This window comes from Brevundimonas sp., assembly GCF_035998205.1.
Classification (GTDB): Bacteria; Pseudomonadota; Alphaproteobacteria; order Caulobacterales; family Caulobacteraceae; genus Brevundimonas.
The window spans coordinates 1-16,292 of record NZ_DASYHT010000002.1 but is presented as its reverse complement, the minus strand read 5'-3'; the positions used below and the strand labels follow the sequence as shown (position 1 = coordinate 16,292).

Genomic DNA, 16,292 nt, shown 5'->3' with positions numbered 1-16,292 from the left:
GCGGCGGCGGCACGCCGCCGTCGCGGATCGGGTCGGCGGCGGCGCTCAAGGCTGGACCTCGCGGCTGGCGCGCAGACGGGCCAGCTCGGCCTCTGCCTCGGCGGCGGCGGCGGTGTCGCCGGCGGCCCGCGCCGCGACCAGCTTCTGGTCAGCGTCCATTTCCCGGACCGGGTTCAGATAAGCGCTGTCGGCGGCACGGAACTGCGAATAGTTCAGCCCGCGCAGGACCTCACGCTGACGCTCGGCCTCGGCGCCCTCGCCCTGGCCATAGCTGATGAAGAAGGTGCGGATGCGCTCCTTCAGGGCCGGATCAAGATCTCCACGCACCAGGATGCCGGACTCCGGGATCGGCGGCGATTCCCAGATGTCCTGGAGCTGGGCCGCGATCTGCGGGTTCTGGCGCTCGAGGAAGACGGTGTTGACCGTGTTCGAGGTGGCCACATCGACCAGGCCGTTGGCGACCGAGAAGGCGTTGGCCTGATGGTTGGCCGCGCGCACCGTGGCGAAGCAGGCGTTGGGGTCGATGCCGCGCGCGTTGAACAGGAAGGTCATCGGGGCCAGCGTGCCCGAGGTCGACTGGGCGTCGCCGATGCCGAAGTCATAACGCTTGCCGCAGGCCAGCACGTCGTCGAGCGTGATGCCCGAACCGACCTTGACGATCAGGGTCGAGCGATAGCTGTCGCGGCCCTGCAGGTCGACGGTGCGGGCCACCACCTCGGCGCCGGCCCGGTCGATCGCCTCGATCGCCGGCTTGGCCGAGAACCACGCGACGTGGGTCTGCCCGCCGCGCATGGCCTCCACCAGGATGGTGTAGTTCGAGCCGAAGTAGGGCTCGACCGGCACGCCGATGGCCTCGGACATGTCCTCGAGCAGCGGGGCCCACATCGGGCCCGCCGAGGCTTGGCCCTCGGCCGACAGGATCGAGAACACCAGCTTGTCCGGCATCCCGGCCGGAGCGCTGTCGCCGGCCGGACCACAGCCGGCGAGGGCGAGCAGGGCGGCGCCGATGAGGCCGCCGGCGGCGCGACGGGACAGGATCGGGCGGCTCATGACTTGGTCTCCCAGAAGGCGTCCTCGTATTCGGGGCCGTAGATGTCGATCAGGATGCGCGTGTCGAGCTGGGTCGAGGGGCCGTCGTAGACGACCTTGCCCGCCTTCAGCGCCACGACGCGGTCGCAATAGCGCAGGGCGTAGTCGACCTGGTGCAGGGTGACGATGACGCCGAGGCCGTCGCGCTGGTTCAGCTCGACCAGCAGCTCCATGACCCGGCGCGCCGACACCGGGTCGAGCGAGGCGACCGGCTCGTCGGCGACGATGGCCCGGGCGCCCTGGACCAGGGCGCGGGCGATGGCCCCGCGCTGCTGCTGGCCGCCGGACAGAGTGTTGGCGCGCTGGGCGGCGTAGTCGGAGACGCCGACGCGGTGCAGGGCGGCCATGGCGCGGCGGCGATCCTCGGCCGGCCACATCCCCAGCAGGCCGCGCCACGCCGGCAGGCGCCCGAGCGCCCCGAGCATGACGTTGCTGAACAGGCTGAGCCGCCCGACCAGATTGAATTGCTGGAAGATCATGCCGACGCGCTGGCGCGCGGCGCGGGCCTGGCCGGTCAGCCGACCGTTCTTCTGCACGGCCTCGCCGAACACCTCGATCAGGCCGGAGCCCGCATCGATGGTCTGCAGCCCGGTGATCGAGCGCAGCAGGGTCGACTTGCCGGACCCCGAGGGGCCGATGAGGGCCACCATTTCCCCGGCAGCGACCTCGAGAGAGACGCCGTCGAGGGCCTTGCGGGGCCCGAAGGTCTTGGAAACGTCCCTGACGGACGCCAGGGCGGGAGAGGAGGTCATCAGTCGCGCGTTCGGCCGTTGACGGGGCGCGCCCGCATGGCCCGGGAGGGCCCCTCCGGGCAAGCCCTAATCGCACGACCGGCCGGGCGGCGTCCAGCGCGCCGCCCGGCCAATCGCCTGACCCGGACCGAAATCCGTCGAGCTGGACGCCGTCCCGCCCGGCCCGGATTTCGGTCCGGTTTCAAGCAAGAGCCTGATTCACGGCATCGGCGGAATCGCCGGGCGATTCTGCCTCAACCGATCAGGCTCTAGCGGTTCGAGCGGACCTCGACCGGCAGGCCGAGGGCCTCCAGCTGCGGCCGGACGATCTCGGCGTCGCCGACCACGACCCAGACGAAGCGGCTCGGATCGATGCGACCGCGCACGGCCCCGTCCAGCGCCTCACGGCTCAGGCCGCGGTAGCGCGCGCCGGCCTCTTCCCAGTAGGTGTCCGAGCGCCCGTACAGGGCGTTGGTCCGCAGGGTGCCGAGCACGGCCTGGGCCGTCTCGAACTGGCCGGCGAGACGACGCGAGCCGGCCTCGGCGATGCGCTGCAGCTCATCGGCGGTCGCGCCCTCGGCCCCCAGATAGGCGTTGTGCACGGCGATCAGCGAAGCGATCGATTCGCCGGTGCGGTCCGCCTGGACCGGGGCGTTGATGACGTAGGGCAGCGGCCCCTCCACACCGTTGACCGCGCTGCGGGCGCCATAGGACCAGCCACGGGTTTCACGCAGGTCGGTGTTGATGCGCGACGAGAAGCCCGTGCCCAGCACCTCCAGCGAGGCGTCCAGCACGAGACGGTCGGCGCTGCCGGTCAGGTCGAGCACCTGGCCGCCGAGGATCAGCGACTGCGGCGACTGCGGCCGGTCCACGAGGATGATGCGCGAGCTCGCCTCCGCCGGAGCAGCCTGGGGCTTTTCGCCGCGCGGGATGGCCGGCGCGTTCCAGTCCCCGAACTCGGCCTCCAGCGCCGCGGTCACCTCGGCCAGCGGCCGGTCGGAGACGACGAAGATGGTGGCGTTGTCCGGACGGATCCACGACTGGTGGAAGGCCTCGATGTCATTGACCGTCACGGCCCGCACCGACTCGGCCATGCCCAGACCGCTGACGGGGCGACCATAGGCCGATCCCTCGCCGTACAGGGCCGCCCACAGGGCGCGCGAGCCAAGGCCGGCAGGCGAGGACAGCTCACCGGCGATCTGCGACAGTTGCTGGGCCCGCAGGCGTTCCACCTCCGACGGGATGAAGGACGGTTCGCGCACGACCTTGGACAGCAGGTCCAGCGACGGCGCGAGGTTCGGCGTCAGCGCCGACAGGCTGACCACCGTGCGGTCAAGCGAGGCATTGGCGTTGATGCTGGCGCCCAGACGCTCGCGCGTCTCGGCCAGGGCCAGGGCGTCCAGACCGCCGGCGTTCTCGGTCATGGCGTTGAGCATCAGGGCCTGCAGGCCCAGACGATCGGCCGGATCCGCGGCCCAGCCGGCGTTGAACTCCATGGCCACCCGGGTGGTCGGGGTCGCCGCCGCCTGGCTGAACACCACCTGGATGCCGTTCGACAGGGTGGTGCGCTCGACGGCCGGGAAGTCGAGGTCGACCACCGAACCGAGGTCCGGCATGGCCGGGCGCGCGGTCGGGGTATAGTCCGGCGGCGCCGCGCCCGCCTCGACGCCGCTCGGGGCGGCCTGGGCCTCGACATAGGCCTCGCGCTCGCCCGGCTCGACCTTCAGGGCGAACACGGGACGGCTGAGCCAGCGGTTCATCACCTCCCGCACCTGGGCCGGCGTGACGTCGGCATAGGCCTGCAGCTGACGGCGGTAGAAGGCCGGGTCGTCGGCATAGAGAGCCCCCTCGGCCAGCACCGTGGCCCGGCCGCCGAAGCCGCCGACCTGCTCGAGACCGTTCAGGCGCTGGGCCACCTGCTGGGTGGCGACGCGACGGACCTCGTCCTCGGTCGGCCCTTCGGCGAGGAACTCGGCCAGCACCTGTTCGGCGCGGGCCGCGACCGCATCAGCGTCCTGCCCCGGCTTCACGTTGACGGTGATGTCGAAGAAGCCGACGCGCTGGAACGGCTGGTAGGAGGCCGAGACCGACACGGCGCTCTGGTCGCCGCGCACCAGGGCGCTGTCCAGGCGCGAGCTGGCGAGGCCGCCGAGGATCGAGGCGCCCACGGCCAGCGGGATGGCGTCGGCGTCCAGCAGACCCGGACCGGTCCAGGTGCGCTGGACGCGGACATTGGCGACGCGGTCGCGCATCACGCGGCTGACCGGCGCGTCGAGGGTCGGCACGGCCGCCTGGGCCGGGATGTTCTGCGGGCCGCGCGGGATCGGGCCGAAGTGGCGCTCGACCAGCGTCCGGGCCGTGGCCACGTCGACGTCGCCGGCCAGCACCAGCACGGCGTTGTTCGGACCATAGTTGTCGATGAACCAGGTGCGGACGTCATCCAGCGACGCCGCGTCGAGGTCGGCCATCGAGCCGATGGTGGAGTGACGGTACGGGTGGCCCGGCGGGAACAGCGCTTCCAGACGGGCGTACTGCACCAGGCCATAGGGCTGGTTGTCGCCCTGGCGCTTCTCGTTCTGCACGACGCCGCGCTGGGTATCGAGCTGCTCCTGGGTCAGGGCCCCGAGCAGGTGACCCATCCGGTCGCTCTCGAGGAACAGCACCTGCTCCAGCGCCGGGGTGGCCACGGTCTGGAAATAGTTGGTGCGGTCAAACCAGGTGGTGCCGTTCAGGTCCGTGGCGCCCATGCCGACCAGGCGGGTGATGTAGCTGCCCGGCGCATTCTCCGAGCCCGAGAACATCAGGTGCTCGAACAGGTGGGCGAAGCCGGTGCGCCCCTGGGGCTCGTCCTTGGAGCCGACATTATACCAGACCGACACCGCCACGATCGGCGAGGAGCGGTCCGTGTGCACGATCACGCGCAGCCCGTTGTCGAGGGTGAAGCTCTCATACGGGATGTTGATCCCGGCGATCAGCTCCGACACCGGGGCCGCCTGCGGCGCCTGGCCGGTGGCGACCTGCACCGCCGGCGAGGCGGCCAGGGCCGGCGCGGCATGCGGTGCGGCGATGGCGAGAACGGCGGCGAGCGTGATGGCTCTGGCGGTCAGACGCATGGACATTTCCCCGTGACAGCGCCGCGTCAGGGCCGCGGCGATCTACGGGGCGGCACCCTATACGCCCGGGCCGCCGCGGCAAGCCGCCGCGACGTCAGGTCCGCCTTCAAATTACCGCTTTACATGACGGCGCGATGACCTCATATCGCGCGCTTCCGGCGGACCCCGTAGGTCCAATCTGCGCCGCTAACGCCGGGTCTGGGTTCAACAACTAGCAGGGGGTTACGTGAATTGCGCACGTACCAGCTTCCCCTGGACCTGGTCCGCGAGCGGTCTCCGGAGCGTCCCGTCGCCCTTGTGCGACCGCGCTCCGTCTCCGTAGCGGCGCGCTGGTTCCAGGACAATCTGAAGGCCGACGTCTTCTATGCCGTGAAGGCGAACCCGTCCCGCTGGGTCATCGAGACCCTCGTCGAGGCGGGCGTGACCGGCTTTGACGCCGCCTCGATCGCCGAGATCGAGCTGGTGCGCTCGGTGCTGCCCGAGGCGCGCATCGCCTTCATGCACCCGGTGAAGAGCCGGGGCGCCATTACCCGCGCCTATTTCGACCACGGCGTCCGCACCTTCTCGCTCGACTGCGTCGAGGAGCTGGCCAAGATCGTCGAGGCCACCGGCGGCGCCGCCGACCTGAACCTGATCGTGCGCATGGCCGTCTCGGCCGACGGCGCGGCCTACACCCTGTCGGGCAAGTTCGGCGTCTCGCCGGACCAGGCCCCGGCCCTGCTGCTGGCCACACGCCAGGCGGTCAAGGACGGGCTGATGGGCGTCAGCTTCCACGTCGGCAGCCAGTGCATGCGCCCCTCGGCCTATGAGGCGGCGATGGCCCAGGTCGGCCGCGCCATCCGCAAGGCCGGCGTGTTCGTCGATATCGTCGATGTCGGCGGCGGCTTCCCCTCGGTCTATCCGGGCATGGTCCCGCCGGACCTGCAGGAGTACGCCGACGCCATCCACCGCGGCTTCGCCGAGATGCCCGTGTCGGAAACGACCGAGCTGTGGTGCGAGCCCGGCCGCGCGCTCGTGGCCGAAAGCTCGTCGGTGCTGGCGCGGGTCGACCTGCGCAAGGGCGACGCCCTGTATCTGAACGACGGCTCCTACGGCGCCCTGTTCGACGCCACCCACTCGCGCTGGCCCTTCCCCACCAAGCTGGTGCGGGATGGCGACGCCGCGAGCGAGCTGAAGCCGTTCCGCTTCTACGGGCCGACCTGCGACTCGATCGACCACATGCCGGGGCCGTTCTACCTGCCGGCCGATGTGCGCGAGGGCGACTTCATCGAGATCGGCATGCTGGGCGCCTATGGCGTGGCCATGACCACGGGCTTCAATGGCTATGGCGAGCACGAGATCGCCGCGGTCGAGGACGCCCCCATGGCCTCGCTCTACGGCCTCGCGCCCCGCTCCATCCCGACCGTGCGCACCACGGCGGAGGAGCAGGCCCGCAAGGTCGTCAGGCTGTCACGCCCGAAGGGTAAGGCGGGGGTCCGGAAGCAGCGCCGTCGCTGATCCTCATCCCTCTCCCGACGGGAGAGGGCTTGAGCGCACGATCACGAGTGATCGTTCTTGCGCGAAAGGGTGAGGGGGTACGACGCGTCCCGTGGAGGGCGAAACCCCTCATCCTCCCACCCGCTTCGCGGGCGGGCCCCTCCTTCTCCCTATGGGAGAAGGGCCCGGTTGGTCGCTCCGTCCCAGCCCGGCCCTCAATGACGACGGGCGCTCAAACCAAAGGGCAACCCTTGCAATGAACGCTCCCGTTCAGACCAACATGAAGGCCGAACTGCTGGCCACCACCGTCGAGCACGTCGACATCACCTCGTTCGACGCCCGCCCGATCATCGACAGCATGCGCAAGATGTCGTTCTCGAGCCGCGACACCGCGCGCGCCGCCGACATCTTCAACATGGCGATCGAGGACAAGGACTGCTCGCCGTGGCTGATCCTCGCCGGCTCGACCTCGGCCGGCGGCTGCATGCACGTGTACCGCGACATGGTGAAGTTCGGCATGATCGACGCCGTGGTCGCCACCGGCGCCTCGATCGTCGACATGGATTTCTTCGAGGCCCTGGGCTTCAAGCACTACCAGGCCGCCGGCCCGGTCGACGACAACGTCCTGCGCGACAACTACATCGACCGCATCTACGACACCTACATCGACGAGGAAGAGCTCCAGGCCTGCGATCACACCATCCTGGAGATCGCCAACCGTCTGGAGCCGCGCGGCTATTCCTCGCGCGAGTTCATCTGGGAGATGGGCAAGTGGCTGTCGGAAGGTAACGCCAAGAAGGAAGGCAGCCTGATCCAGACCGCCTATGAAATGGGCGTGCCGATCTTCTGCCCGGCCTTCGTCGACTCCTCGGCCGGCTTCGGCCTGGTCAAGCACCAGAAGGAGCGGGCCGCCGCCGGCCAGCCCTACATGATGCTCGACGCCATCGCCGACTTCCGCGAACTGACCGACATCAAGATCGCGGCGGGCACCACCGGCCTGTTCATGGTCGGCGGCGGGGTGCCCAAGAACTTCGCCCAGGACACCGTCGTCTGCGCCGAGATCCTCGGCGTTGAGGCCGACATGCACAAGTATGCGGTTCAGATCACCGTGGCCGATGTGCGCGACGGCGCCTGCTCGTCCTCGACGCTCAAGGAAGCCGCTTCGTGGGGCAAGGTCTCCACGACCTACGAGCAGATGGTGTTCGCCGAGGCGACCACGGTGGTGCCGCTGATCGGCTCGGACGCCTACCACCGCGGGGCCTGGAAGGGCCGCGCCCCGCGCCGCTGGCAGAAGCTGTTCGAGAAGGCCTGACCTTCCAGTCCGACCAGATGGCCTGACAACGACCCGGCCCGGTCCGCCCCTGCGGACCGGGCCGTCTTCTTTTCGGGAACCCGGGCCGCGGTCCGCCCGCTTTCAGGGCGAAGGAGACCGCCATGACCGACCGCGCGCCCCGCCCTGCCGACGCCGACGCTCCCCCCGCGGGCGGCGAGCGTCCCGACCTCGGTCGGACGCCTGACCAGCTCGCCGAGGCCCTCAGCGGGAGCGATGTGGGCTCCGACACGCGGGCAGGCTCCCTCGCCGGCGGGGCCGCCACCGGGTCGGACCGCGATCCCGACCAGGCCGAAGTCAACGCCGCCCTCGCCCGCGCCGGGCGTGAGCTGTCGGCGGCGCCCGAAGGACAAAGTGACGCGGCGGCGGCCCCGCACGCCGGAAAGCCCGCGCCACGGCCCCCGGCCCAGGGCGACGAGGTCGAGGCCCCCACCGGCTGAGGCATCTCCGCCTTGCGGGCGCCTTGTGAGCGCCACAGCCGGGCGCCAAGACAGCGCCCTGCCCGTGTCAGGAAAGCCCATGCGTCGCCTGTCCACCTTCGCCGCCGGTCTTGCCCTCGCCAGTCTCGGCCTCGCCGGCTGCAGCGAGTCCGGCTCGCGCGCCGAGGCGGCTGGCGCGCCTGAAGCGGCGGAGCCAGGCCCCCCGACCGCCGTCGCGGCGGCGCCCGTCGCGACCGCGACGCCCGAAGCTTCGGTGGAGGACAGCGCCGGCCCGGCCTTCGCGGAGACCTACCCCGGCGCCGAGATCGAGCAGGCCGCCCTCAGCGAGGCGGACGGGACTGACGGCGGACTGATGGTGTTCACGACCGAGGCCGCGCCGGAGCAGGTCATCGCCTTCTACAAGGGCAAGGCCGAGGCCGCGGGCCTGTCTCCGACCATGGCCATGGCCCAGGGCGACACCCATGCCTATGGCGCCGCGCACCCGCAGACCGGGGCCACCCTGTCCGTCGTCGCCTCGCCCGACGGCGAGCGCACCTCGGTTCAGCTGAGCTGGAGCGGGGCGACGGTCCCCTGATCCTGCCGCCTCGCCTCAGGCCGGGCGCGGCGCCGCCAGCGCGCCGTACAGGTCCGTGCGCCGGTCGCGGAAGAAGCCCCAGGCGGCGCGGTGGCGATCGAGGAAGTCCAGATCGAAGGTGTGCACCAGCACCCCCTCCTCGTCCCGGCCGAACGCCTCGACCAGATCGCCGCGATGGTCGGCGATGAAGCTGGAGCCGTAGAAGGTCTGGCCCGTCGCCGTGGCGTGCTCCGTGCCGATGCGATTGGCCCCGACCACCGGCACGACGTTGGACACCGCATGGCCCTGCATGGCCCGCCGCCAGGGATCGGCGGTGTCCAGCTCCTTGTCATGCGGCTCCGAGCCGATGGCGGTCGGGTACATCAACACCTCGGCCCCCTGCAGCATCATCGCCCGCGCGGTCTCCGGGTACCACTGGTCCCAGCAGATGCCGACGCCGATGCGGCCAAAGCGCGTCGACCAGACCTTGAAGCCGGTGTCGCCGGGCCGGAAATAATACTTCTCCTGATAGCCCGGGCCGTCCGGGATATGGCTCTTGCGGTAGACGCCCAGCGCCTTGCCGTCGGCGTCCAGCATGACCAGCGAGTTGAAATAGTGCGGCCCCTCGCGCTCGAAGATCGACACGGGGATGGCCACGCCCAGCTCGGCCGCCACCGGCTGCAGCGCCGTCACGCAGGGATGCTCGGCCCACGGATAGGCCTCGCCGAACCACTTCTCCTCCTGCGAGACGCAGAAGTAGGGCCCCTGGAACAGCTCGGACGGCAGGATCACCTGCGCGCCCTTCGCGGCGGCCTCGCGGATGAAGGCGATCGTCTTTTCGATGTTCGCCCGCAAGTCCTCGCCATAGGAGGTCTGGATCGCGGCGACGCTGATCGTACGAGTGGCGAGTGGCGAGTGGCGAGTGGTGAGGGACATCAGCGTCGCTCCTCCAGCTTGGCGATGAGACCGGCGAGCATACGACTGATTTCATCAGCGCCGTTCAGCAACGACTCCAGCTGCTCAACCGGAAGATATTCAAGTCGTTGGGCGATGATGAGTTGCGTCTCCGCCTCGGCCAGCGAGCCCCGGGCGATCGAGAGAAAGCGCAGGAACTCGGCAGGGCCGCGGCGCGCACAGCCCTCAGCGATGTTGGAGGGTACAGATACGGAGGCGCGCCGTATCTGGCTGGTCAGCCCATACCGCTCGGCAGACGGCCAGTCCGCCGTCGCGCGGTAGACCACCTCCACCCAGGCGACCGCCTTTTGCCAGACCAGAAGGTCACGGTAGTGGCGGACCTCGCCACTCGCCACTCGCCACTCGCCACTCATTCCGGCTCCTGCTGGCTGATGCAGTGGAACGAGCCGCCGCCGGTGAGGATGGCGCTGGACGGCAGCAGGATGATCTCCCGGTCGGGGAAGGCCGTCTGCAGCGCCTCGCCCGCCAGCCCGGCCGCGCGGTCGTCGCCATAGGTCGGCACGATCACCGCGCCGTTGGCGATCAGGAAGTTCATGTGGCTGGCCGGGACCGGGCGCTCGTCCTCGTCCAGCACCAGACCCGGCGAGGGCACGCGCAGCACCTGGAAGCCCGCCGCCAGCAGATCGCGGGCGCAGGCGTCATAGACCTCGGCGTTCGGGTCCTTGCGGCCCCAGGCCACCGGGCAGGCCACCAGCCCCGGCCCGACGAAGCGGGCCAGGTTGTCGACGTGGCCGTCGGTGTGGTCGTTGAGCAGGCCATCGCCCAGCCAGACCACCCGGCGCGCGCCCAAAGCTTCGGCCAGCGCCGCCTCGGCCGCGGCTTCCGTCCAGCCCGGGTTGCGGTTGCGGTTGAGCAGGCACTGGCGCGTGGTCAGCACCGTCCCCTCCCCGTCATGGTCCAGCGCCCCGCCCTCGAGGATGATGTCATGCCGGGTCAGGGGCGCGCCGGACGCGGCGGCGATCTGGTCGGCCACGGTGTCGTCGTGCTCCAGCGCGTACTTGCCGCCCCAGCCGTTGAAACGGAAGCCGGCGGCCGAGGCCGAGCCGGGGCCGAAGATCGGCCCGGTGTCGCGCAGCCAGATGTCGCCGAAGCGGCCGTCGATCACCTCGACCCCGTCCACGCCGGCGAAGCGGGCGCGGGCGTCGTCCAGCGCCTCCGGGGCGCCGACCATCAGCTTGACCCGCTCACGACCCGGGCCGGCCAGGGCGCGCACCAGCGCCTCGACCTCAGCCTGGGCGGCCTCCAGGTCGTCCTCCCACAGCTCCGCATGGCTGGGCCAGCCGACCCACATGGCGCGGTGCGGGGCCCATTCGGCAGGGACGGGCGAGGTCATGGCGTGGATCCTGAACGGGGGGACGGAAAGGCCGGCGGGCGCAGATAGCCACGCACGGCCCCGGCTTCAACCTGGACTGGCCAAACAGAAAGGGCGGCCCGTCGCCGGACCGCCCTTCCGTTCAGTCTGTCGTGGCTTCGACTTAGAAGCGCAGGCCGAGGCTGATCATGGCCGTCCGCGGCGAGCCCAGCGAGCCCGTGCGCACCACGCCGTTGCGGTTCACCACGCCGGGGCCCGGATCCACGTCGATGGTGGTCGCGTTGTTGCCGGTCGAGATGTTGCCGAGGTAGGTCTCGTCGAAGATGTTGGTGACGTTGAGCTGCACATAGGCGCCGGTCACCCCGAAGGTGTCCGTCAGGTCGTAGCGGGCGTCGAAGTCCGCCACGGTGTAGCTCGGGAACACCTCGTCATTGATGTCGGTCGAGAAGCGCTCGTCGACGTACTTGGCCTGCAGGCCGAGGCCCAGGTTCGGGGTCGCCTGCCAGTCGATGCGGCCGCCGAAGGTCCACTCCGGGGTCTCGACCAGCGACTTGCCACGGGTCGGCAGTTCGGTGGTGGTCGACAGCGCCAGGTTCTCCTGCAGCTCGCTGTTGTTGTACGAGGCCGAGACATAGAAGGCGAGGGTGTCGGTCGCTTCCCAGCCGATCTGGCCGTCCACGCCCCACTGCTTCACCGCACCGACGTTGCGGTCGATGGAGAAGCCGAAGAACTCCGAGTTCGGATCCACGTCGAGCGAGGACACGATGCGGTTCTGATACTCGGTGTACCAGCCGGCCAGCGAGGCGATCAGGTTCGACTGACGCACGCGGTAGCCGAGGTCCCACGAGTCCGTGCTTTCCGGCTCGACCTGGTTGAAGCTCAGGCCGCCCGACGGCGTGCGGACCGGCTGGTACAGCTGGTCGGTGCGGGGCACCGAGAAGCCCTTGGCGTAGCTGGCGTAGACGCTGTGGCCCTCGAACGGACGCACCACCAGACCGATGTTCGGCAGGATGTCGTCGAACTTCAGGGTGGTGGAGTACGGACGGACCCACTGGGTGGTCCCGGTCGAGGCGAAGGTGACGTTGCCGTTGGCCAGGGTCGAGGCCACGGCCTCGGTGGTGCAGCGGACGTTCGACGAGCCGTTCTGCGAGAAGCAGTACTGGTTCAGCTCGCGCTCGAAGAACGGGGCGCGGGCGCCGACGTTCAGGGTCACCATGTCGTCCATGAAGTTGCCGACGTACTCGACGGCCACCTGGTTCAGCTGGGCGATCGAGAACCGGTCACGCGAGCGGTAGAAAGAGCCGTCGCGGCCGAACACGCGGGCCTCGGGCTTGCCCCAGCCGTCCTGGCCGCCGAACACCGACGCCGGCTCCGAGTCGCGGCCGAAGAACGCGGCTTCGCCGGTCTGGCGGTGACGACCGTAATCGAGGGTGTAGGCGGCGCGCAGGCGGTGATCGTCGTTGATGTCCCAGATCAGCGAGCCGGTCAGGCCGTAGCGGCGGGTGTTGGTGTTGGAGGGGGTGTAGATGCCCACGGTGTCCAGCACGTCGCCGTCGCCATTGAGATCGACGCCGAGACCGCCGGTGTTGCCGCCGGCCTGGTCGAGACGGTCGTCACGCTCGGAGATGGTGGTGAAGCCGCCACCATTGGCCATGACGTACTGGAACGACGGGTCCAGGGTCAGGCGCAGGTTGTCGGTGATGCCGTAGCTGAAGTTGCCGCGGATGTTGCCCGTGTCCGACGGGTTGATGCGCAGGCCGTGGTAGTTGGTGCAGCTGCCGGTGGCGGTGGTGCCATCCGACAGGAAGCGCAGCGACTGGGTCGCCTCGTTCTGGGCGGTGCCGGCCACGCCGACCGGACGCACGCAGGCGATGTCGTTCTCGGGGAACACGCCCGAGTTCAGGTTCGCCAGGCTGTTGAAGTTGTTGTAGAAGTTGTTGCGGTTACGGTTCCAGTGGAACGACACCGCGGCGAAGTCGCCGTCGCCCAGGTTCTGATAGACGCGGGCGTTGAACTGGCGCTTCTCCAGCTCGCCCGGGCCCTTGAACTTGTCGTAGCGGGTGTACGAGCCGGCGACGAACACGGTGGTGCCCCACGGGCCGATCTCGCCGGTGTCGCCGCGCAGGAAGACGCGGCCGTAGTTGTGGTCGCCGAGGCCGGTGACCAGCTGCACGCCCGGCTCGTTACGTGGACGCGAGGTGATGTAGTTGATGGTGCCGCCGGTGGCCGAGGCGGTCGGGCTGTCGACGTCGGTCGTGCCCTGGTTGACCGAGGCGCGCTCGATCAGTTCCGGGTCCAGCTGCTGGTTGGTGTAGATGGCGTAGTTGCCGGTGTCGTTCAGCGGGATGCCGTCGAAGGTCAGCGACACGCGGTTGCCGTCGAAGCCGCGCAGGCGGACGTTGCCGCCCGACGAGCCGTACGGGTCCGAGTTGGTGAAGTTCAGGCCGGGGACCAGGTTCAGGGTCTGCAGGATGGTCTGACCCGGGGTTTGGGTCGAGATGAACTCCTGGGTGATGGTCGAGCGGCTCTTGGCGACCGTCTCGGCGACGATCGTGCCGTCGGTGGTGAACGGCCCGCGGACGCCGGTGACGACGACTTCCGCGACGGTGGAGGCGCGGTTTTCAACGGCTTCCGTGCCGGTCGACTGGGCCGAGGCCGAGCCGGCGGCGACGACGCCGCCGATCAGGGCGGTGGTCGCCCAGAACAGGCGCTTGCGGTTCATCATGATCAATATCCCCATTGATGCGGCCGACAGCGGCCCTGCCCCGGGGGCGGCGCTCGCCCGGGTCTGCCGCCGCCCTTAGGCCCCGAGTTGAAAGGGGAGACGACGGTCGCGTGACACTCGTGTGACAGCGCCCGGGGGTGGCCGATGGGCCACACTCCGCGGGACTCGCGCCAAGGTCAGCGCCCCCACACCTCGCGCAACCGGGCGTCGCGCCCGCAGAAGCGGCTGTAGCCGCCATAGCGGACCGGATTGCGGCGGGCGAAGTTCTGGTGCTCGGCCTCGGCCGGCCAGAAGCGCGCCGCATCGCGCACCGGCGTGACGAACGGCCGCCCGGCCAGCGCCGCCCGGGCGGCGCGCTGCGAGGCCTCGGCGAGCGGGCGCTGGGCCGGGGTCACGAACACCGCCGTGGCGTAAGGGGCGCCGCGGTCACAGAACTGGCCGTCCGGGTCGGTCGGATCGATGGTGCGCCAGAAGCCGTCGACCAGCTGGCGATAGGAGACTCGCGCCGGGTCGAAGGTCACCTCGACCGCCTCGACGTGGCCCGTGCCGCCCCGCACCACCTGATAGTAGGTCGGGTTGGTCGTGCGGCCGCCGGTGAAGCCGGACACGGCCGAGACCACGCCGGGGATGCGCTCGAAATGGGCCTCAACCGACCAGAAGCAGCCCCCGGCGAAGACGGCGGTCTCGCGCCGGCCGCTGTCACGGTCCCCGGGACCCGCCGCCTGCGGGGCCGCCTCCGGCTGACCGGGCGAACAGGCGGCCACGGCGGTGAGCGCCAGCGTCAGGACGAGTCGGCGGCGGCCCAGGCCCGCTGCCCCGCCGGAAGCCTCGATCGCTGCTGTCATGGTCTGCACCCCGCCGGAAACATCATCGCTGAAGATACGGCGGCGGTCCGGCTCCGGTTTCAGCCGCCCGTGGCGACGACCTTGAGCTGCGCCGGCGCGGCGCGGCGGGTGGCGAACACCTCCGCCAGCCCTTCCGCCGTGACCCGGACCAGGGCCGGATCATGAAAGCTGCCGTTGACCTGCGCCTGGCCGATCACATGGGCGCGGAAGCGCTGGAACAGCTTTGCGTCGGCGGCCGTCGGCGCGCGCCAGAAACCGTCCAGCGGCTGCGGATCGGTCAGGCCGGGGAAGTCGAAGAAGGCGTTGCCCAGCACCTTGACCGGGGTGCCGAAGCCGAGCGCCGACAGGGCGGCGCTGGAGTTGTTGACCACCATGCCGCGTGACGCCCGGCAGAGCTGGGCGAGGTTGCCGCCGTCGATGAAATCGACGCGCGACTCCACGCCGTGCTCGATGGCGAGGAAGCGGACCACCTTGGCCTGGTTGATCAGGCCCGGGTCGAGCGGGTGATTCTTGACCACCAGGCGCGCGTCCGGCGGGGCAGAGCGGGCGAAGCTCGACATCACCTCGGCGAGGAAGGCGGTATTGTCGGCGAAGCGCGAATAGCGGATCAGCTGGACGTCGCCCTCGCGCTGCAGACAGGCGAGGAAGAAGGGCCCCTTCGCCGCCAGCACGTCGGCGTCGACGTCGGCCGGGGACGCGAACCTCAGGCCGATGAACCGCCGGATGTGGCCCAGCGCCTGGGCCAGCGCCGGCTGGGTATAGGGGCGCGAATAGTGCCGCCAGGCCGGCCGCCCGAGCATCTGCAGCAGGTGGTAGGTGACGATGTTGCGCACATGGTGCGGCAGGGCGCGGCCGACCTTGTGGCGCGGCTCGGGCGGGGCCATCGGCGTCCTGTAGCCGCCCGGCGCCCGCGGCAGGCCGCTGCGGGCGTTGACCCCGTTCTGCTCGACCGTGATCCAGTCCGGGCGGAAGTAGCCGTTCTCCAGCACCCAGACGCGGGCATCGAGGGACTCGGCCTGGGACAGGACCCCCTGATTGTAGGGCCCGCCCTCGCCGAACACGAGGATGTCCGTATAGCGCTCGGCCAGCCGGCGCAGACGCCCGGGCCAGGCGGCGGCGGGCAGGTTGAACGGGATACGATCCCGGTCGCGCCAGTCGAACAGGTCGCCGGCGTTGAAGATCATGCGCGACACCTCGGCCCCGCGCGCCCGCAGGACGCGCGCCAGGGTGCGCGAGAAGCGCCCGAACGGGGCGGTGACGATGAGGAAGCTGCGACCGGTCAGGTCGATGTCCGTCTCCGGAACATCCGGAGCCTGTGACGGCACGACGCGCGCGGTCCAGCCCTGGGCCGGGCCGGCCGACGTGTCCCGGCCGAGATCCGATCGGGTGAGCATTTAGAGACCGACTCCTGCGACCCGACGACGCCCGAATCCCCTCCGGCGTCGTCGCGTTCCCCGCATCGTGACCCTAGACGGGCGACGCGGGCGGCATCAACCCCGGGCGCCCGAACGATGTTCGGGCGCGCGGAACTGTGGCGACAAAGCCCCGGGAAAGGCGAACCTTCCCGGGGCCGTGGTCATCAGAAGTTGATGTCGACGGTGGCGCGACGGTTGAGGGGCTCGCGGACGCCGTCGGCGGTGGCGCGGGCCAGCTGGGTTTCGCCACGGCCGTCGAGCGAGATGACGCCGCCGTTGACGCCGGCG

Annotated in this window: 13 protein-coding genes; 4 read left to right on the top strand and 9 right to left on the bottom strand. The window is 70.3% G+C overall.

The features are described from left to right. Positions 1 to 45 precede the first annotated feature (45 nt). From phnD to VGN74_RS00145, 3 genes are all read right to left on the bottom strand, one after another. Positions 46 to 1,050, bottom strand: a complete 1,005-nt coding sequence (phnD, locus tag VGN74_RS00155; protein WP_327445335.1) for a phosphate/phosphite/phosphonate ABC transporter substrate-binding protein — start codon at positions 1,048 to 1,050, stop codon at positions 46 to 48. Further along, entirely contained in the window at positions 1,047 to 1,841 is a 795-nt protein-coding gene (gene phnC / locus VGN74_RS00150) for a phosphonate ABC transporter ATP-binding protein (RefSeq protein ID WP_327445334.1), read from the bottom strand. Before phnC ends, phnD begins: the two co-directional genes overlap by 4 nt. A gap of 248 nt (positions 1,842 to 2,089) precedes the next feature. Next, the gene (locus VGN74_RS00145) at positions 2,090 to 4,933 is read right to left on the bottom strand and encodes a pitrilysin family protein (RefSeq protein WP_327445333.1); all 2,844 of its coding nucleotides are present in this window, start codon (positions 4,931 to 4,933) and stop codon (positions 2,090 to 2,092) included. A 231-nt stretch (positions 4,934 to 5,164) separates the two neighbouring features. On the opposite strand from VGN74_RS00145, the gene VGN74_RS00140 reads away from it, so the two are divergent. The 4 genes from VGN74_RS00140 (at position 5,165) to VGN74_RS00125 (ending at position 8,753) form a co-directional block, all read left to right on the top strand. Next, entirely contained in the window at positions 5,165 to 6,430 is a 1,266-nt protein-coding gene (locus VGN74_RS00140; RefSeq protein ID WP_327445332.1) for a type III PLP-dependent enzyme, read from the top strand. Between the two features lie 235 nt (positions 6,431 to 6,665). Next, positions 6,666 to 7,721, top strand: a complete 1,056-nt coding sequence (locus tag VGN74_RS00135; RefSeq protein WP_327445331.1) for a 1,9-bis(guanidino)-5-aza-nonane synthase — start codon at positions 6,666 to 6,668, stop codon at positions 7,719 to 7,721. A gap of 122 nt (positions 7,722 to 7,843) precedes the next feature. Further along, entirely contained in the window at positions 7,844 to 8,179 is a 336-nt protein-coding gene (locus VGN74_RS00130; protein WP_327445330.1) for a ribonuclease, read from the top strand. Positions 8,180 to 8,258: 79 nt separating this feature from the next. After that, positions 8,259 to 8,753, top strand: coding sequence for a hypothetical protein (locus VGN74_RS00125; protein ID WP_327445329.1), 495 nt, complete (start codon positions 8,259 to 8,261; stop codon positions 8,751 to 8,753). A 15-nt stretch (positions 8,754 to 8,768) separates the two neighbouring features. On the opposite strand, the gene aguB is transcribed toward VGN74_RS00125, so the two are convergent. From aguB to VGN74_RS00095, 6 genes are all read right to left on the bottom strand, one after another. Further along, positions 8,769 to 9,668 carry an N-carbamoylputrescine amidase gene (gene aguB / locus VGN74_RS00120; protein ID WP_327445328.1) on the bottom strand — a complete coding sequence of 300 codons (900 nt, stop codon included), beginning with the start codon at positions 9,666 to 9,668 and terminating at the stop codon, positions 8,769 to 8,771. Continuing rightward, positions 9,668 to 10,060: a four helix bundle protein gene (locus VGN74_RS00115; protein WP_327445327.1), complete on the bottom strand. Its 393-nt coding sequence runs from the start codon at positions 10,058 to 10,060 to the stop codon at positions 9,668 to 9,670. Before VGN74_RS00115 ends, aguB begins: the two co-directional genes overlap by 1 nt. After that, a complete protein-coding gene (locus VGN74_RS00110) occupies positions 10,057 to 11,040 on the bottom strand; it encodes an agmatine deiminase family protein (RefSeq protein WP_327445326.1) in 984 nt (327 codons plus the stop codon). The genes VGN74_RS00115 and VGN74_RS00110 overlap by 4 nt, the downstream gene beginning before the upstream one ends. A 142-nt stretch (positions 11,041 to 11,182) precedes the next feature. Further along, positions 11,183 to 13,744, bottom strand: a complete 2,562-nt coding sequence (locus VGN74_RS00105; RefSeq protein ID WP_327445325.1) for a TonB-dependent receptor — start codon at positions 13,742 to 13,744, stop codon at positions 11,183 to 11,185. Between the two features lie 176 nt (positions 13,745 to 13,920). Then, a complete protein-coding gene (msrA, locus tag VGN74_RS00100) occupies positions 13,921 to 14,589 on the bottom strand; it encodes a peptide-methionine (S)-S-oxide reductase MsrA (RefSeq protein ID WP_327445324.1) in 669 nt (222 codons plus the stop codon). 59 nt (positions 14,590 to 14,648) lie between these two features. Continuing rightward, positions 14,649 to 15,983: a capsular biosynthesis protein gene (locus VGN74_RS00095; protein ID WP_327445323.1), complete on the bottom strand. Its 1,335-nt coding sequence runs from the start codon at positions 15,981 to 15,983 to the stop codon at positions 14,649 to 14,651. Positions 15,984 to 16,292 lie beyond the last annotated feature (309 nt).